General features: G+C 67.3%; 18 protein-coding genes. 11 read left to right on the top strand and 7 right to left on the bottom strand.

What is annotated here, in order from left to right; translation table 11 throughout:
- Positions 1–4: 4 nt before the first annotated feature.
- A complete protein-coding gene (locus ACEQZ0_RS14390; RefSeq protein ID WP_370191743.1) occupies positions 5–1,543 on the bottom strand; it encodes a helicase HerA-like domain-containing protein in 1,539 nt (512 codons plus the stop codon).
- A gap of 109 nt (positions 1,544–1,652) precedes the next feature.
- Between ACEQZ0_RS14390 and pabB the strand changes: the two genes are divergently transcribed.
- From pabB to ACEQZ0_RS14365, 5 genes are all read left to right on the top strand, one after another.
- Positions 1,653–3,464 (top strand): aminodeoxychorismate synthase component I, encoded by a 1,812-nt coding sequence (gene pabB, locus ACEQZ0_RS14385; protein WP_370191742.1) that lies wholly within the window; start codon positions 1,653–1,655, stop codon positions 3,462–3,464.
- Positions 3,461–4,123 carry an RluA family pseudouridine synthase gene (locus tag ACEQZ0_RS14380; protein ID WP_370191741.1) on the top strand — a complete coding sequence of 221 codons (663 nt, stop codon included), beginning with the start codon at positions 3,461–3,463 and terminating at the stop codon, positions 4,121–4,123. The genes pabB and ACEQZ0_RS14380 overlap by 4 nt, the downstream gene beginning before the upstream one ends.
- On the top strand, positions 4,124–4,528 hold the full coding sequence (gene arfB, locus ACEQZ0_RS14375) for an alternative ribosome rescue aminoacyl-tRNA hydrolase ArfB (protein ID WP_370191740.1): 405 nt from the start codon (positions 4,124–4,126) through the stop codon (positions 4,526–4,528).
- 116 nt (positions 4,529–4,644) lie between these two features.
- Positions 4,645–4,812: a 50S ribosomal protein L33 gene (gene rpmG / locus ACEQZ0_RS14370; RefSeq protein WP_103023992.1), complete on the top strand. Its 168-nt coding sequence runs from the start codon at positions 4,645–4,647 to the stop codon at positions 4,810–4,812.
- A gap of 75 nt (positions 4,813–4,887) precedes the next feature.
- The gene (locus tag ACEQZ0_RS14365) at positions 4,888–5,550 is read left to right on the top strand and encodes an outer membrane lipoprotein carrier protein LolA (protein ID WP_370191739.1); all 663 of its coding nucleotides are present in this window, start codon (positions 4,888–4,890) and stop codon (positions 5,548–5,550) included.
- Positions 5,551–5,868: 318 nt separating this feature from the next.
- Here ACEQZ0_RS14365 and ACEQZ0_RS14360 read toward each other — a convergent pair whose 3' ends face one another.
- A complete protein-coding gene (locus ACEQZ0_RS14360) occupies positions 5,869–7,308 on the bottom strand; it encodes an alkaline phosphatase (RefSeq protein WP_370191737.1) in 1,440 nt (479 codons plus the stop codon).
- Between the two features lie 103 nt (positions 7,309–7,411).
- Between ACEQZ0_RS14360 and xth the strand changes: the two genes are divergently transcribed.
- The 3 genes from xth to ACEQZ0_RS14345 are packed head-to-tail and all read left to right on the top strand — an operon-like array spanning position 7,412 to position 9,755.
- On the top strand, positions 7,412–8,203 hold the full coding sequence (gene xth / locus ACEQZ0_RS14355; protein ID WP_370191736.1) for an exodeoxyribonuclease III: 792 nt from the start codon (positions 7,412–7,414) through the stop codon (positions 8,201–8,203).
- Positions 8,152–9,258 (top strand): GTP cyclohydrolase II, encoded by a 1,107-nt coding sequence (gene ribA / locus ACEQZ0_RS14350; protein WP_370191789.1) that lies wholly within the window; start codon positions 8,152–8,154, stop codon positions 9,256–9,258. Before xth ends, ribA begins: the two co-directional genes overlap by 52 nt.
- Positions 9,255–9,755: a GNAT family N-acetyltransferase gene (locus ACEQZ0_RS14345; protein WP_370191735.1), complete on the top strand. Its 501-nt coding sequence runs from the start codon at positions 9,255–9,257 to the stop codon at positions 9,753–9,755. Before ribA ends, ACEQZ0_RS14345 begins: the two co-directional genes overlap by 4 nt.
- A gap of 13 nt (positions 9,756–9,768) precedes the next feature.
- Here the strand turns inward: ACEQZ0_RS14345 and ACEQZ0_RS14340 are convergent, their stop codons facing one another.
- The 5 genes from ACEQZ0_RS14340 to recQ all read right to left on the bottom strand — a co-directional run bounded on the left by ACEQZ0_RS14340 (position 9,769) and on the right by recQ (position 14,119).
- Positions 9,769–10,776: a right-handed parallel beta-helix repeat-containing protein gene (locus tag ACEQZ0_RS14340; protein ID WP_370191734.1), complete on the bottom strand. Its 1,008-nt coding sequence runs from the start codon at positions 10,774–10,776 to the stop codon at positions 9,769–9,771.
- 34 nt (positions 10,777–10,810) lie between these two features.
- A complete protein-coding gene (locus ACEQZ0_RS14335) occupies positions 10,811–11,074 on the bottom strand; it encodes a hypothetical protein (RefSeq protein WP_370191733.1) in 264 nt (87 codons plus the stop codon).
- Between the two features lie 81 nt (positions 11,075–11,155).
- On the bottom strand, positions 11,156–11,350 hold the full coding sequence (locus ACEQZ0_RS14330) for a toxin-antitoxin system HicB family antitoxin (RefSeq protein ID WP_370191732.1): 195 nt from the start codon (positions 11,348–11,350) through the stop codon (positions 11,156–11,158).
- 22 nt (positions 11,351–11,372) lie between these two features.
- Positions 11,373–12,284 (bottom strand): SPFH domain-containing protein, encoded by a 912-nt coding sequence (locus ACEQZ0_RS14325; protein ID WP_370191731.1) that lies wholly within the window; start codon positions 12,282–12,284, stop codon positions 11,373–11,375.
- A 59-nt stretch (positions 12,285–12,343) separates the two neighbouring features.
- Complete coding sequence (recQ, locus tag ACEQZ0_RS14320) at positions 12,344–14,119, bottom strand: DNA helicase RecQ (protein ID WP_370191730.1); 1,776 nt, start codon at positions 14,117–14,119, stop codon at positions 12,344–12,346.
- A gap of 120 nt (positions 14,120–14,239) precedes the next feature.
- On the opposite strand from recQ, the gene ACEQZ0_RS14315 reads away from it, so the two are divergent.
- From ACEQZ0_RS14315 to ACEQZ0_RS14305, 3 genes are all read left to right on the top strand, one after another.
- Complete coding sequence (locus ACEQZ0_RS14315) at positions 14,240–14,530, top strand: hypothetical protein (protein ID WP_370191729.1); 291 nt, start codon at positions 14,240–14,242, stop codon at positions 14,528–14,530.
- Between the two features lie 90 nt (positions 14,531–14,620).
- Positions 14,621–14,890, top strand: a complete 270-nt coding sequence (locus ACEQZ0_RS14310; RefSeq protein ID WP_370191728.1) for a hypothetical protein — start codon at positions 14,621–14,623, stop codon at positions 14,888–14,890.
- Positions 14,887–16,071, top strand: coding sequence for an acyl-CoA dehydrogenase family protein (locus ACEQZ0_RS14305; RefSeq protein ID WP_370191727.1), 1,185 nt, complete (start codon positions 14,887–14,889; stop codon positions 16,069–16,071). Before ACEQZ0_RS14310 ends, ACEQZ0_RS14305 begins: the two co-directional genes overlap by 4 nt.
- Positions 16,072–16,241: the final 170 nt, after the last annotated feature.

Below are 16,241 nucleotides of genomic sequence, written 5' to 3'. Positions count from 1 at the left end.
AGGCTCAGCGCATCAGCCCGCCGATGATGTTGCGCACGAAGGCATTGGCGCCTGTCCGGATCGGATCGGCACTCGACTTCTTGCCAAGCGCCGCTGCCACGCCGATCGAGACGAGCGATCCGGACGCCGCCCTGATCGCGCTCTTGCCCGCCTTGCCAATGTCGATGCCCCACAAGGTGGTCGATTTGCGCTCGCGCTTGCCCACTTCCTCGCGCCCCTTGGCCTCGACCTCCTGGGCGGTTGCGGCGGCATCGGCGGCCTTCTGCGCGAGCACTTCCTCGGCGCTCTCGCGATCGACCGCAGTATCGTATTTGCCGTCGAGATCGCTCACCGAATTGATGATCTTGCGCTCCTTCTCGGTCACCGGCCCCAGCCGCGAGCGCGGCGGCTTGATCAGCGTGCGCTGGACCACGGTGGGCGCGCCATCCTCGTCGAGCGTCGAGACCAGCGCCTCGCCCACCTTCAATTCGGTGATCGCCTGCGCCACGTCGAGATCGGGGTTGATGCGGAAGGTTTCCGCCGCCGCCTTGATCGCGCGCTGGTCGCGCGGGGTGAAGGCGCGCAGGGCGTGCTGCACGCGGTTGCCCAGTTGCCCGGCGATCTTCTCGGGAATGTCGATCGGGTTCTGGGTGACGAAATAGACCCCCACCCCCTTCGAACGAATCAGCCGCACGACCTGTTCGACCTTGTCCTCCAGCGCTTCGGGGGCATCGTCGAACAAGAGGTGCGCTTCGTCGAAGAAGAAAACCAGCTTGGGCTTTTCCGGGTCGCCCACCTCGGGCAGGCTCTCGAACAGCTCGGCAAGCAGCCACAGCAGGAATGTCGCATAGAGCTTCGGCCCACGCATCAGCCGGTCGGCGGCGAGCACGTTGATCACCCCGCGCCCCTGGTCGTCCACCTTTAGGAAATCGTCGATCTCGAGCGCGGGCTCGCCGAAAAACAGGTCGGCGCCCTGGCTTTCGAAGCTCAGCAGCTGGCGCTGGATCGCGCCCACGCTGGCCTTCGACACATTGCCGTATTTGCCCGAAAGGTCCGAGGCATTGTCATAGGCGAAGGTGAGCATAGCCTGCAGGTCGCCGAGGTCGAGCAGAAGCAGGTTGTTCTCGTCGGCATAGCGGAAGACGATGTTGAGCACGCCCTCCTGCGTCTCGTTCAAGTCGAGCAGCCGGGCGAGCAGCAGCGGGCCCATTTCGGAAATCGTGGTGCGGATCGGGAAGCCCTGCTCGCCATAAAGATCCCAAAAGACCGCGGCGTTGTCGGCATAGGCATAGTCGTCCATGCCCAGCTCGCGCGCACGCCCCTCGAGCTTGTCGGCATGCTTGAACTGCGGCGATCCGGCCATCGAGATGCCGGCAAGGTCGCCCTTCACATCGGCGACGAAGACCGGGACCCCGGCGGCGGAGAAACTCTCCGCAAGGCCCTGCAGCGTCACCGTCTTGCCCGTGCCGGTGGCGCCAGCGATCAATCCGTGGCGATTGGCCTGGCCCAGCCTGAGGTGCTGGCGCTCGCCATTGGCACCCAGTCCGAGGAAAATTTCGCTCATCCGCATTCCGCTCCCGCTGCCCGCAAGTCGCGGGGGTGTGGCGCAGGCTTGTGGGCGCGGTCAAGCAATCCCTCGACAGGCGCGCGACAGGCGGTAAAGGCTGGCACCGATGGCGGAACGGCATCCCTTTGTCCTGCTCGACGATGCGCGCGAAAGCGGCGCTGCGGATGGCTTGCTGTTCGAGAACCCGCACGAGGTCTTCGTCGCGCACCGCCCCGAACAGGTCGAATCGGTCCTCGCCGCCGCCGAAGCGGCACGCCTGGCGGGCGGCGAACTGGCGGGGTATATCGCCTATGAAGCCGGGCTCGCGCTGGAAGAGCGGCTGCAGCCGCTGGCCGGGGCGCGCAGCGGCGGCGCGGGGCCACTCGTGTGGCTCGGCCTGTTCGATACGCCCAGCCGCATCGCCGCAGAGCAGATGCCCGAATGGCTCGCGACGCATGCGCAAGGCGGCGGCAGCGTCGGTCCGCTCGACCCGCAGATCTCGCCCGGCGGCTATGCGAAAGCCTTCGAAACGCTGCAAGAGGCGATCCGCGCAGGCGACATCTACCAGGCGAACCTCACGTTTCCGTTGGCGGGCAATTTCACCGGCGATCCGCTGGGCCTCTATGCCGCGCTGCGCCCTGCCGCGCAGGCGGGCTACGGTGGGGTCATCTTCGACGGGTCGCACTGGCTGCTGAGCCTCAGCCCCGAGCTGTTCGTTTCGCTCAAGGGCCGCGAGGCCAAGGCCAAGCCGATGAAGGGCACGCGCCCGCGCGGCGGCGACGCGGCGTCCGACCGCGCGCTGGCGGAGGAACTCGCCGGTTCGGTCAAGGACAAGGCCGAGAACCTGATGATCGTTGACCTGATGCGCAACGATCTCGCACGCGTCGCCGAGGCCGGCAGCGTGCGCGTCGACGAGCCGTTCGCGGTCGAGAGCTATCCCACCGTCCACCAGATGGTCAGCGTGGTGCGCGCGCGGCTGAAAGAGGGCGCGGACGCGGTCGACCTCGTCCGGGCGCTGTTCCCCTGCGGTTCGATCACCGGCGCGCCCAAGATCCGCGCGATGGAATTGATCGGCGCGGTCGAGCGCGATCCGCGCGGCCCCTATTGCGGGGCGATCGGGCGCATCGGCGCCGATGGCGATGCCGCCTTCAACGTCGCCATCCGCACGCTGCGCCTGACCGAGATCGAAAACGCCCGCGGCAAGGCGGTGCTCGGCGTGGGCGGCGCGATCGTCGCCGACAGCGAACCGCGCAGCGAATGGCGCGAGGCGCTGCTCAAGGGCGCCTTCACCCGCACCAGTTCGCCCGACCATCGCGCAGCGCAGTTCGACCTGATCGAGACCATGCGCTTCACCCCCGAGGGCGGCATTCCCTTCCTCGAGACGCATCTCGAGCGGATGAAGGCGAGCGCGGCGGCGCTGGGCCTGTCCTTCGACCGGCACGAGGCGCGCAACCAGCTCCATGCGCTGTGCTTCGTGCTCGAAAAGCCGAGCCGGGTGCGCTTGCTCGCGGCGCGTTCGGGTGCGCTCGCGCTCGAAGTGCAGGACATGCCCGACCCCTGGCCGCAGCCCGCGCGCTGCATCGTCCTGCCGCTGCCGGTCGATGCGGGCGACTGGCGCCTGCGGCACAAGACCACCGATCGCGGCTTCTACGACGAGGCGCAGCGCATCGCCCGCGATCACGGCGCTCAGGAAGCGCTGTTCGTGCGCGAGGACGGGTTGCTGACCGAGGGCAGCGTGACCAATATCTTCGTGCGCGGCGAGGATGGCGTGCTGCTCACCCCGCCGGCGTGCCTCGGCCTGCTGCCCGGCGTCTTCCGCCGGACGCTGCTCGACGAAGGGCGCGCGCGCGAAGCCGAATTGCGAATCGAGGACTTGGAAAAGGGCTTCTTCCTCGGCAATGCGCTGCGCCTGATGATCGATGCGAGGCTTGCCGAATGACCCAGATACCGATCCTGTTCGAAGACGGCGAGGCGCTGATCATCGACAAGCCCGCCGGCCTCCCGGTCGAGCGCCCGCGCCGCGGCGGGCCCTGCCTCGAGGACCATTTCGAGGAACTGAAACTGGGTTTCCAGCGCGCGCCCGTACCCGTCCACCGGATCGATACCGACACCAGCGGCTGCCTGCTGCTGGCGCGCAATCCCAAGGCGCTGAAGCGCTTTTCGAAGAGCTTCGAGGATCGGCTGGTCGCAAAACGCTATCTCGGCGTGCTCGCGGGCGTGCCCGAATCTGCCGAAGGGACGATCGAGCTGTCGCTTTCCAAGATCAGCAGCGCGGGCAAGGGCTGGCGGATGATCGCGGCGAAGAAGGGCAAGCCCTCGATCACCCACTGGCGCGTGCTTTCGGAGGTGGACGGCAAAGCGCTGGTCGAATTCCGTCCCGAAACCGGCCGCACGCACCAGATTCGCGTCCATTGCCAGGCCGGGCTCGGCCTGCCGCTGCTCGGCGACCCAGTCTATGGCGATGGAAAGGGTGCGCCGCGCACCATGCTCCACGCGGCCGCGCTCAGCGTCCCCCGCGAGGGCAAGCCGCCGATCGCCGCCAGCGCGCCGCTGCCGCAGGATTTCGCGGCGCTCGGCTTCGTGGACGGCCCGGTCTGAATGGGGCGCATCGCCGACAGGGCCCTTGAAATCGCCGAGGAGAAATTCATCGCTTCCTCGGGCCCCGGCGGTCAGAACGTCAACAAGGTCGCTACCGCCGTCCAGCTGCGCGTGGACGTGTTCCAGCTCGGCCTCCCGCCCGAAGCGTTCGAGCGACTCAGGGAGATCGCCGGCAGCAAGCTCACCAAGGGCGGCGAAATCGTCCTCACCGCGAACGAATACCGCACGCAGGAGCAGAATCGCGAAGCGGCGCGCGAACGGCTGCTGGCGCTGCTCACCGACGCGCTCACCCCGCCGCGCAAGCGCAAGAAGAGCCGCGTCAACCGCGTCGGCAAGGTCAAGCGATTGAAGGCCAAAAAGGTACGCGGCGAGGTCAAGGCCAAGCGCGGCAAGGTCGACTGGTAGAATGCTTGACTTTTGCCGGTGAATCACACAAAGGGCGCGCCGGAACGGCGGTGCTGTGCGCGCCGCCCTTGTTTTTTCGGGCCCAGCGGCCCCTTTCAGATCTTTAGGAACACGCCATGGCGAAGCCCGCAACCGTCAAGATCAAGCTCGTCTCGACCGAAGGAACGGGCTTCTATTACGTGACCAAGAAGAATCCGCGTAACCACACGGAAAAGTTCACCTTCCGCAAGTACGATCCCGTCGCGCGCAAGCACGTCGAGTTCAAGGAAGCCAAGATCAAGTAAGCTGCTATCAAGCTGAACCGCGGGAACGAGCCGGGTTCAGTGATGGTTCAATGCTCCGACCCTAATCGCAGGAGCATGAGCACCTTGTCTTCGAAAAAGAACACCCCGATCCGCGCCGCGCTGGCCCTTGGGCTGGCTGCGGCGCTTCCCGCATCCGCCATCCTCGCCCCCGCGCCTGTCGAAGCCGCCGAGGGCGATCTCGACAAAGCGGTCGCCGCACTGCGCGGGATCGCCACGATGAAGGCCGATTTCGTCCAGACCGACCGCAACGGCCAGACCGTGCGCGGCGTGATGACGCTGAAGCGCCCCGGCAAGATCCGTTTCGAGTACGAGAAGGGCGTGCCCATGCTCGTCGTCTCGAACGGCAAGTCGATGTACATGGTCGACTACGAGGTCAACCAGGTCCAGCGCTGGCCGATCAAGAACTCGCCGCTAGGCGCGCTGCTCGATCCCAGCCGCGACGTGAAGAAATACGGCCGCCTCGTGCCGACCAGCCATCCCGATGTCGTCAGCGTCGAGGTGCGCGACACGCAGCGTCCCGAATTCGGCGTGATCACGCTGATCTTCGCGCGCGATGCCTCCGCACCAGGCGGCCTGCGCCTCACCCACTGGGTGGCGCTCGATTCGCAGAACCACCGCACCACCGTGCGGCTCGCCAACCAGCGCTATGGCGTGGCGGTGGCCGACAGCGCGTTCACCTTCCGCGACCCGCGCCGGTCGTCCCGTCGCCCGGGCTGAACGGCTCGGCGGCGAGTGGAGCGATCCATGCGTTGGTTCGCAAGGGGGCGTTCATAGAACAGCAATCGCCGCCGCCTTATTCTCCAGCTTGCGAGACGACACGAGGAGGGTTTCCCCCCTGTTGACCCCCTCGACCTGGTTCTTCTCGTTCCAAGCGTGACGAACGCTCACAGGAAACCCCCGCGCCAATGCCCCCGGCGCGGGGGTTTTTTGTGCTGGGGGGGTAAGCCGGGCGAGTGCCGCCGCAATGTCGGGGACAAATGTCCCGACCGCACGCACTACAGTTCTTCAGATCCCCGAACCCGAACGCCGGGTTCTTCAGTCTGCCCAGCCAAACGCCTTCCTGATCACATCGTAGATCAGGTTCTGCTCCATCACCCCGCGCACGTTTTCCGCCCCCGGGCCATTGGCATAGAGCGCCACGTCCTCGCCGGCATGCGTTTCCGAACCGGTCGGAACGAGCGACTGCTGGTGCGCGTGCACGCCGGTCTCGGGCACCGGACGACCACCCTCGGCATCAGGCTTCACCGCGCCCGGCCCATTGGCGTAGCCGAGCGTGGTATAGGGCTTGCCGTCGGCGGCAAGCGTCGGGCCTTCGGCGGCATCGCCGTCCTCGCCGCCGCCATCGGGCGGGACCACCAGCCCGAGGATGTCGTTGCCGCGCCGCGGATAGCCGGCGATGGTGAAGACGTGGCTGTGGTCGGCGGTCACCAGGATCAGCGTTTCTTCGGGGTCGGTGTTGTCGATCGCCCACTGGATCGCGCGGGCGAATTCGACCGCTTCCTCCAGCGCATAGCCGGCTTGCCCGGCATGGTGGCCATGATCGATGCGCCCGCTTTCGACCATCAGGTAATAGCCGTCGGGATCGCTTGCGAGCCGCCCGATCGCTGCCCGAGTCATCGCGGTCAGCGTCGGTTCGCCAGTGTCGGGCTTGCGGTCGACCATGTAGGTCATGTGGCTCGGCGAGAAGAGCCCGAGCACCGGCTTGCCGGCCGGGGCCGCCGCCATCTGGGCGGCGCTGGTGACATAGGTCCCGCCGGTCGCCGCGGCCCAGGCCGCCGGAAGATCGGCACCATCGTCGAGCCTGCGTCCGCCCTTGTCCCTGCCGAAGAAGGCGACACTGCCACCGCCGAGCGCGACGTCGAAGGGGGTGGCAACGAGCTGGCGGGCGATATCGCTGCAGCCGAGCCCGCGCTGGTCTTCCGGAATCGCCGAATCGCCTTCCCAGTCGCGATTGACGCTGCGGGCATAGACCGCTGCCGGGGTGGCATGGGTGATGCGTGCGGTGCTGACGATGCCGAGCGCCTTGCCGTTGGCGCGCGCCTCTTCGCTGACCAGCGGCAGTTCGTGCCCCCTGCCCGAAGCGCAGTCGCCATGATGCGCCTTGGGCGCGTAGCCGAGCATTCCTATATTGGTCTTCACCCCGGTGTTCATCGCACTGGCCGTCCCCGCGCTGTCGGGCACCTGCGCGTTGACATTGTAGGTCTTGACCAGCGCGAGATGCTCGAAGGTCTCGAACGGGAGGACATATTCCTCGCCGGTGTGCCCCAGCTTCTGCCCGGCATAGATCCGCGCTGCGGTAACGGTGGAGACGCCCATGCCGTCGCCGATGAAGAGGATCACGTTCTTCGCCCTGGCCGGCGCCGGGGCGGGTGCGGCGACGGTGGCCGGCACATCCTGCGCGCTGACGGTGGTGCAGCCCCCCAGCGCCAGTGCGGCCGCGGTGGTGGTGGCGAGGAAGATCGTGCGGATGGTCATAAAGGCTCTCCCGGCTGGTTCGTGGCGCCGCCCTATATCAGCGCGGTGTGCGAAGGAAGTATGACGCTTGCGGGAGCGGGGGCGCTCACCTAACCCGCTCGGCATGGTTTCTATCGCTACCTGGAACATCAATTCCGTCCGCCTGCGCATGCCGATCGTCGAGCGCTTTCTCACCGAACAGGCGCCCGACGTGTTGTGCCTGCAGGAGATCAAGTGCCAGGAGCACCAGTTCCCCTACGAGGCATTCCGCGCGCTCGGCTACGAGCATATCGCGGTCCACGGGCAGAAGGGCTATCACGGCGTCGCCACCGTTTCGAAGACCCCGCTGAAGGAGTTCTCGCGCCACGACTGGCAGGACAATGGCGAGGCGCGCCATGTCGGCGTCGAGCTGACCGAGCACCAGGGAATGATCGTCGAGAACGTCTATGTTCCCGCCGGCGGTGACGAGCCCGACCGCGAGGTCAATCCCAAATTCGGCCAGAAGCTCGACTTCCTCGAGCGGATGACCCGCTGGGCCGATGCGGTCGACCGCCCGACGCTGATCGTCGGCGATTTCAACATCGCGCCGCTCGAAAGCGACGTGTGGAACCACAAGCAATTGCTCAAGGTAGTCAGCCACACGCCGGTCGAGGTCGAGAGCCTCCAGCGGTTCATGGATGCGCACGGCTGGGCCGACATCGGGCGCGAGCACATCAAGGCGCCCGAACGCTATTACAGCTGGTGGAGCTACCGCGCGAAGGACTGGAAAGCGAACGACCGCGGCCGCCGGCTCGACCATATGTGGGCGAGCCCCGAGCTCGCGCGGCAGGCGATCGGGCATTCGGTTCACGAATATGCCCGCGACTGGGAAAAGCCGTCCGACCACGTCCCGCTGGTGACGGAGTTCACGCTCTGAGCGAGCCGAGCGCCTCCCGCCGTGCGGCGCAGGCGGTAGACGCGCTGCGCCATGGCTGGCCGCTCGCCATCGCGGGCGCACCGCTGCTCCAGCCGGTCGAGACCGCGTTCGGCGATCTGTCGGGCGAAGCGATGCTGATTTCGGCAACGCGCGCGGCGACATTGAAGCTCATCAACCAGATCGAAGCCGCCGCACCGCGCCAGCCGGTGCTGATGCGCGCAGCCGAGCGGTTCGATCTCTCCGCCGCGCTGGCGGTGGCCGACCCCGCGCTCGACATGGCGCATCCCATGAAGGGTCCGTTCAAGGCGCTCGCGCTCGCATGGGAAGAGCAGGCGCGTGCCGCGCTCGAACTCGCGCGCCTCGCGGGCGTGCTCCCGGCCTTCCTCGTCGATCCGCAGGGCGCCGGCGAGGCGGTTGCGCTCACCGCCACCGACGTCGCGGCCTATGCCGATGCCCGGCGGTTGCAGATCGCATCGCGCGCGCGGCTGCCGGTATCCGCGGCCGAGGATGCGCGGATCGTCGCCTTCCGCAGCCCCGACGACACGCGCGAGCATGTCGCGCTGGTCATCGGCGAACAGTCCTCCGACCGCGCCCCGCTGGTGCGGCTGCATTCGGAATGCCTTACCGGCGATATTCTCGGCAGCCTCAAATGCGATTGCGGGCCGCAGCTCGACGCCGCGCTTCATGCCATGGCCGAAGAGGCCGACAGGGGCGGTTGGGGCGTGCTGCTCTACCTGCGTCAGGAAGGGCGCGGGATCGGACTGATCAACAAGCTGCGCGCCTATCGCCTGCAGGATCAGGGCTACGATACGGTCGATGCCAACACGAGGCTCGGCCTGCCCGACGAGGCGCGCGACTTTCCCACCGCCGCACGCATGCTCGAGTTGCTCGGGATCAAGGCGATCCGCCTGATGACCAACAACCCGGCCAAGGTGTCCGCGCTCGAGGCCGAGGGCGTCTCGGTCGCCGAACGCGTGCCGCACACGCTGCCCGACAATCCGCACAACGCCCGCTATCTCGGCACCAAGCGCGACCGTTCCGGCCACCTCCTGTGATCGCAGCGACGATCCGCCCCGAAGCGCCGGGCGACGCGGCGACCATATCCGCGCTGACCGAGGCGGCCTTCCGCAACATGCCCTTCAGCGACGGCGACGAGGCGCAGCTGGTCGACCGCCTGCGTGCCGATGGCGACCTCGCGCTCTCGCTGGTGGCCGAGGATGCCGAACAGATCGTCGGCCATATCGCCTTTTCGCCAGTGACGCTCTCCGATGGCAGCGAGGGCTGGTTCGGGCTGGGACCCGTCAGCGTCTGGCCCGAATTGCATGGTCGGGGCATCGGCTCGGCGCTGGTGAAGCGCGGAATTGTCGATCTGCGGGTGCGGGGCGCGCGGGGAATCGTGCTGCTGGGCGACCCGGCCTATTATGCGCGCTTCGGTTTCGAAGCGGATCCGGCGCTGCGCTATCCCGGACCGCCGCCCGAGTATTTCCAGCGGCTCGTACTCGATGGCGAGCCGCCGAGCGGTGTCGTATCCTACGCGCGGGCGTTCGGCTGAGCGCGCTCGGCGCCTAGCGACGCTCGAACCGGCGGACGCCCGGTCCGAGCGTGTTGTTGCCGAAGACCAGCGTATCGCCGGTCCAGTCGGCGACGAAGGCCGGGCTGCGCGCAAGGCCGGGCACGAGCCGCGCGTCGTTGTCGGCGATCACCAGCCCGTCGGAGGTGTAGCGTGCGCCTTCTGCGCCGATCGCGATCATGGCCGACCAATTATCCTTGTCGCGCCCCTGGACGAACCAGTTGCCGCGAATCGCGCCGCTGCCGCCATTGGGCAGGTCGATGAGATAGTTGGTGCCGTGGCCGTTGGCATCGTCGAAGCTGCAATCTTCGACCACGATACGCGCCGCGCGCGATTTGAGGTAATGCCCGCCGGTGCCCTGTTCGAAGCGGCTGCGGGTCACGGTAACGCGGCCATAATCGCCGGCATAGATCGAATGCGCGCAGCCGGCAGAGTTCTCGCAGGTGCCGAGGCGGGTGAAGGTCGACTTGTCGACCACCAGTTCGCTGTCGACGCCATTGGTGGTCATGATGCCCTGCTGGCTGTCGCGGAACCAGCTCTGCGAGACGCGCAGCGGCCCGCGTTCCAGGCGGATGCCCGCGCCATTGCCGTCATCGACTGCCAGATCGGCGAAGACGAGCCCCTCGACGCTCGCGCCGCGTCCGCGCAGGACCAGCGCGGCCTTGCCTTCGCAGGCCTTGCCGCCGAGTAGCGCCTTGCCTGGTTCGGCGGCGCGGAAATGGACCACGCCGGCCTGCTGCACGGCGCACTGGTTCCAATTGCCCGAAGCGATCACCACGGTGCCCTCGCGATCGCCGATCGCATCGACTGCGTCCTGCAGCGAGCCGTAGCCGCGCCCGGTTTCGGCGACGGTGAAGCTGGCCGGCCCGTGGCCCTGTGCGAGCAGGGCGGCGAGCGGAATGGCGCTGACTGCGACGGCCCCGACCGCGGCGAGGAGCCAGCGCGGCAGGCGTGATGCGGGCTGGGCGAAAGGCGAGTCCATAGCAGCGGGATAGATCGGCATGGTTAATATCGGGATAACGCGCTGCCGGCCCGCGCTAGTCGTCTTCGCCGTCGCGCCAACGCCAGCCGCCGCGCGTCTTGCGCTTGGCGATGACGATCACGGCGATCGTCGCGACGAACCAGATGCATATCGCCACGCCGGTACCGATGATCGGATCCCACTCGATCAGCGGCGCCGGGGCCAGCATCACGGCCATGTAGAGGGCGAGCAGGACCCAGCCCTGCCACGCGATCGGCCACCCTGCGCCATAGCCAAACCGCTTGGCGGCGAACCACGCGCGGTCGTTCGAACTGCTCATTCGCCTGTCTCCTGTGCTGATCCGTCGAGGCCGTCGACAGCCAAGGGGCCGGCGGCGAAAAACAACCGCGACGCAGTCATCTCAATCGTCCTTTCTGGGTCGACCCCGGCGGGGCGGACGCGATGCGGGCACTTCGATCCCGCGCTGGGCGAGCGCTTCGCGCAGGAGCATTTCGATCTGCGCATTGGCGCTGCGCAATTCGGCCGCGGCCAGCCGCTCGATCGCGGCGTGGACCGCCGAATCGAGCCGCAGGGCGAAGGCCTTCTTCTTGCTCATGCCGGACCGCGCGGGACTTCGTTCAGTAGAGCGTGCCGGTGTTGACGACCGGATGCGCTTCCTTGTCGCCGCACAGCACCACCATCAGGTTGGAAACCATCGCCGCGCGGCGCTCGTCGTCGAGGTCGACGATGTCGTCCTGCGCCAGCTTGGTCAGCGCATCCTCGACCATGCCGACCGCACCCAGCACGATCTTGGCGCGCGCCGCGATGATCGCATCGGCCTGCTGGCGCTTGAGCATCGCGCTGGCGATTTCGCTGGCATAGGCGAGATGGGTGAGGCCCGCCTCGTCGACGAGGATGCCGGCGACCCTGAGCCGGTCGTTCAGTTCCTCCAGCAGCTCGCGGTTGATGACCTCGGCGCTGCCGCGCAGCGTCACCTCCTCGCCCTCGAAATCGTCATAGGGATGGCGCGATCCCACGGTGCGCAGGCCGGCCTCGATCTGGATGTTCACGAACTCCTTGTAATCGTCGACGTCGAAGCTCGCCTGCGCGGTGTCGGCGACGCGCCAGACGACGTTGCAGGCGATCTCGATCGGATTTCCCCGCAGGTCGTTGATCTTGACTCGTTCGGAATGGATGTTGTGCGCGCGGACCGAGATCTTGGCCTTGCCCATCCATGGCCACACCCAGCGCAGCCCCTCGCGCCGCTCGGTCCCGCGATAGGCGCCGAACAGCGTCAGCACGACGGCCTGATTGGGCTGGATCATGAAGAAGCCGGCGGCGAGGAAACCCAGCACGAGCAGCGGCCCCACCAGCAGGCCGGCAAAGGTCAGCTTCTCCGCCTTGGTCGCGTCGTAGGGCGGCAGGCTGCCCGCGACGTTCCACACCATCAGAGCCAGCAGGACGAGGATCAGCGCGAGCACCGGGTAGCCGCTGAAGCTCGACCCGGCGCGCTCGGTGCTGGTGTTCATTCCCTTGAGTTCGACCGACATGACGAATCGCTCCTTCGATATAATTATGATATCATATTTATATCAGCCGGCGGCTACCGTCAATGGCGGGCGATCTCCATCAGGAAGCGCTCGCCATAGGCCTCGAGCTTTTTCGCCCCCACGCCCGGCAGTTGAGCCAATTGTGCGAGCGTTGCGGGGCGGTGGGCGGCCATTTCGCGCAGGGTCGAATCGTGAAAGATGACATAGGGCGGCACCTGCCCCTCCTCGGCGAGCTCCTTGCGCAGTCCCCGCAACGCCTCGAACAGCGGGTCTCCGACCGGGTTGGGCGTTGCATCGCCGCGCCGCCCGCGCCCCCGCTGGCGCTTGGGCGGGACGACGATCTCGACGCCGCTCTCGCCCTTGAGGATCGACCGCGCCGACCCGCCCAGCGCGAGCCCGCCATGCTCGGTCGCCACCAGATCGCCGCGCGCCTGCAATGCCCGCGAGAGCGGCTGGAGCAGGCGCGCCTCCTCGCCCTCGACGATGCCGAAAACGCTCAAGGTGTCGTGGCCGCGCTGGCGCACGCGCTCGTCCGCGCTGCCGGTCAGCACCTTCTGCAAATGACCCATCCCGAAGCTCTGCCCCGTGCGGTAGACCGCCGAGAGCAGCTTGCGCGCGAGTTCGGTAACATCGGTCACGCTCGGCTGTTCGAGGCAGTTGTCGCAATTCCCGCAGGCCTGCGGCGGCTCTTCCCCGAAATGCCTGAGCAGCACCGCGCGGCGGCATTCGGCGGTCTCGACCAAGCCCGCAAGCGCGTCGAGCCGCGCGCGTTCGGCATTGCGGCGCGCCTCGTCGACCTCGGCGAGCCGCTGGCGCGCGGTGACGAAATCGCCTGCGCCCCAGAACATCACTGCCTGCGCCGGGTCGCCGTCGCGCCCCGCGCGGCCGGTCTCCTGGTAATAACCCTCGATCGACTTGGGCACGCCGACATGCGCGACAAAGCGAACGTCCGGCTTGTCGATGCCCATGCCGAAGGCGACCGTGGCGACGATCACCATGTCTTCGCTGGCGACGAAACCGGCCTGGTTGGCCGCGCGCAGATCGGCATCGAGCCCCGCATGATAGGGCAGCACCGGCCGACCGGTCGCCGCGGCAAGCTTCTCGGCCAGATCCTCGACCTTGCGCCGCGTCGGCGCATAAACGATCCCCGGGCCCGGTTCGCTCGCCATCAGACCGGTCAGCTGGCGCACCGGATTGTCGCGGTGGCGGATCGCATAGCGGATATTGGGACGGTCGAAGCCGGCAAGCACGAGCCCGTCCTCGGGAATGCCGAGCTGCGCCATCACGTCGGCGCGCGTCTGGCGATCGGCGGTGGCGGTCAGCGCAAGCCGCGGCACGTGCGGGAAGGCATCCATCAACCCGCGCAGCAGGCGGTAGTCGGGACGGAAATCATGCCCCCATTCGGAGACGCAATGCGCCTCGTCCACCGCGAAGAGGCACAGCGGTGCGGCGGAAAGAAACTCGCGGAAGGCAGGCTGGCTGGCGCGCTCGGGCGCGACATAGAGGAGGTCCAACTCGCCTGCCCGGAACGCGTCCTGCGTTTCGCGCCAGTCGGCATCGACGCTGGTCAGCGTCGCCGCGCGGATGCCATTCGCGCGCGCGCTGCGCAGCTGGTCGTGCATCAGTGCGATCAGCGGGCTCACCACCACGCAGGTGCCGGGCAGCATGACTGCGGGTAATTGGTAGGTCAGCGACTTGCCCGCCCCGGTCGGCATCACCGCAAGTGTCGAGCGTCCTTCGAGCACGCGCGCGACGACCGCCTCCTGCCGTCCACGGAACCCGTCGAAGCCGAAGACGTCCTTGAGGGACTGGTGTACACCCGCGATCGCATCCATGCCCGCCTGATGCCAGATGGCGGCGCGGGTTCAACCGGCGCGAGGCGATTTTCCCTTGCCCCCGGCCCCGCGCTTGCGCTTTATCCCCTGCGCAACCCACCCCATCCGGAGAGAAGACCCATGAACTTTCGTATCGCCCTGACTGCTGCCGCCACGCTCGCGCTTGCCGCCTGCGGCAGCACTGAAGACGCCTCCACCGAAGCCGAGGCCGACACCGTCGAAATGCCCGCCGACGAGGCGCTGAGCGATGTCGAGGCAATGCCGGTCGAAGATCCTCAAGCCAATGCCGAACCGGTCGCCAGGGAAGACATGTCGCCGAGCGAACAGGCCCAGATCCAGGAAGCCGGCGACAAGGCCGCCGATACCGCGGCGGCCGCCATGGATGCGATGAGCGAAGACGCAGGCAACTGAGCGGATTTCGGGCGGGCCCCGCGCCCGCCCGCACACAGCCGCGCCGTAGCGTCCTTTGCGTGACGCGCGGCTGCGCCTAATTTGCGCCGCATGATCCGACTCGCGCCCCTTGTCGCCGCGCTCGCCGCGCTGTCCGCATGCTCCGGCAACCAGGAGGCGGACGAGCCGATCGGTGCGGTCAGCCAGAGCGAGGCGGCCGCGCTAGACGATGCCGCCGAGATGATCGAATCGCGGCGGCTGCCCGACGGGGTCGTTCCGGTCGAGGACGGCGATTCGTCCACGCCCGCTGCGGTCGCCGATCCCGCCGATCCCGCGCCACGCGAATCGGGCGGGCCGGAAAAGATGGAGCTTCCGCAATGAGCGACGCCGTGAACCCGGGCATGGACGCCGATGTTTTCGACCAGTTCCTCGAACAGCTCGAGCGCTATGTCCGCGAACGGTTGATCCCGGCGGAAAAGCAGGTCATCGCCGACGACAAGATCCCCGACGAGATCGTCGAGGAAATGAAGGAAATGGGGCTGTTCGGCCTGACCGTTCCGGAAGAATTCGGCGGCGCCGGCCTCAACACGACGCAGTACGCCAAGGTCGTGAAGACCATGGCCTATGCCGCGCCCGCATACCGCTCGATCTTCTCGATCAATGTCGGCATGTTCAATTCGGCGATCAAGAACGGCGGCACAGACGGGCAGAAGGCGGAGTGGTGGCCGAAAATCGCCGAGGGCGCAATCGCCTGCTTCGGCCTGACCGAGCCCGGTTCGGGCAGCGACAGCGCCGCCATGGCGACCACTGCACGGCCCGATCCCGATGGCAACGGCTGGATCCTCAATGGGACCAAGCGCTACATCACCAATGCCCCGCATGCCGATGTCGGCCTGATCATGGCGCGCACCGAGAAGGATGCGCTGCCCAAGAACGCGCATGTCAGCGCCTTCATCGTGCCGATGGAGACGCCGGGCGTGTCGACCGGCAGCCCCGACGAGAAGATGGGCCAGTCGGGCAGCCATATCTCGGACGTGATGCTCGACGACGTGCATGTGCCGGGCGAGGCGCTGCTCGGCGGCGAGACCGGCAAGGGCTTCCGCTTCGCGATGATGAGCCTCGACAACGGCCGCATCTCGGTCGGCGCGGCGAGCACGGGCTATGCCCGCCGCGCGCTCGACAGCGCGATCAAATATGCCAACGAGCGGCAGGCCTTCGGTGAACCGATCGCCAATTTCCAGCTGATCCAGGCGATGCTGGCCGACAGCTGGACCGAGATCTACGCCGCCGAGGCGATGATGGCCGACGTCACCGCACGCGTCGACAGGGGCGAGAACACGGTCAAGCACGCCGCCGCGTTCAAGGTCTTCGCTTCCGAGATGTGCGGCCGCGTCGTCGACCGCGTGGTGCAGATCTACGGTGGCGCAGGCTATCTCGCCGAATACGATGCCGAACGCTTCTTCCGCGACGCGCGCATCTACCGCATCTACGAGGGCACGACGCAGATCCTCCAGCTCCAGATCGCGAAACATATGCTGCGCGAATATGCGAGTGGCCTTTGATTTGCTCGCGCGCATTCCTGTTGTGAAGGCGCTTGCGCGCCCGGCACCGGCCCACTCCTCCACCCGGCGTTTTTGTCGGGTGCGGACCGGACATCCGTCCGGTCCTTGCTGTTCCGTCCCGCTCCCCCTCCCGGCCACCCATAAGATACAGTGCCGTGGGTGGCCGGGAG

It is taken from the genome of Qipengyuania sp. (genome assembly GCF_964227205.1).
In the GTDB taxonomy this organism is placed as follows: domain Bacteria; phylum Pseudomonadota; class Alphaproteobacteria; order Sphingomonadales; family Sphingomonadaceae; genus Qipengyuania.
The sequence above is the reverse complement of the archived record's forward strand: the minus strand, read 5'-3'. Positions and strand labels throughout refer to the sequence as shown.

Coding starts and splice junctions, on each gene's coding strand:
- ACEQZ0_RS14340 (WP_370191734.1), bottom strand. CDS start 10,776: ATGCCGATCTATCCCGCTGCTATGGACTCGCCTTTCGCCCAGCCCGCA.
- ACEQZ0_RS14380 (WP_370191741.1), top strand. CDS start 3,461: ATGACCCAGATACCGATCCTGTTCGAAGACGGCGAGGCGCTGATCATC.
- recQ (WP_370191730.1), bottom strand. CDS start 14,119: ATGGATGCGATCGCGGGTGTACACCAGTCCCTCAAGGACGTCTTCGGC.
- ACEQZ0_RS14310 (WP_370191728.1), top strand. CDS start 14,621: ATGATCCGACTCGCGCCCCTTGTCGCCGCGCTCGCCGCGCTGTCCGCA.
- ACEQZ0_RS14305 (WP_370191727.1), top strand. CDS start 14,887: ATGAGCGACGCCGTGAACCCGGGCATGGACGCCGATGTTTTCGACCAG.
- ACEQZ0_RS14390 (WP_370191743.1), bottom strand. CDS start 1,543: ATGAGCGAAATTTTCCTCGGACTGGGTGCCAATGGCGAGCGCCAGCAC.
- ACEQZ0_RS14335 (WP_370191733.1), bottom strand. CDS start 11,074: ATGAGCAGTTCGAACGACCGCGCGTGGTTCGCCGCCAAGCGGTTTGGC.
- ACEQZ0_RS14365 (WP_370191739.1), top strand. CDS start 4,888: ATGAGCACCTTGTCTTCGAAAAAGAACACCCCGATCCGCGCCGCGCTG.
- pabB (WP_370191742.1), top strand. CDS start 1,653: ATGGCGGAACGGCATCCCTTTGTCCTGCTCGACGATGCGCGCGAAAGC.
- xth (WP_370191736.1), top strand. CDS start 7,412: ATGGTTTCTATCGCTACCTGGAACATCAATTCCGTCCGCCTGCGCATG.
- ACEQZ0_RS14315 (WP_370191729.1), top strand. CDS start 14,240: ATGAACTTTCGTATCGCCCTGACTGCTGCCGCCACGCTCGCGCTTGCC.
- ACEQZ0_RS14325 (WP_370191731.1), bottom strand. CDS start 12,284: ATGTCGGTCGAACTCAAGGGAATGAACACCAGCACCGAGCGCGCCGGG.
- arfB (WP_370191740.1), top strand. CDS start 4,124: ATGGGGCGCATCGCCGACAGGGCCCTTGAAATCGCCGAGGAGAAATTC.
- rpmG (WP_103023992.1), top strand. CDS start 4,645: ATGGCGAAGCCCGCAACCGTCAAGATCAAGCTCGTCTCGACCGAAGGA.
- ACEQZ0_RS14330 (WP_370191732.1), bottom strand. CDS start 11,350: ATGAGCAAGAAGAAGGCCTTCGCCCTGCGGCTCGATTCGGCGGTCCAC.
- ACEQZ0_RS14360 (WP_370191737.1), bottom strand. CDS start 7,308: ATGACCATCCGCACGATCTTCCTCGCCACCACCACCGCGGCCGCACTG.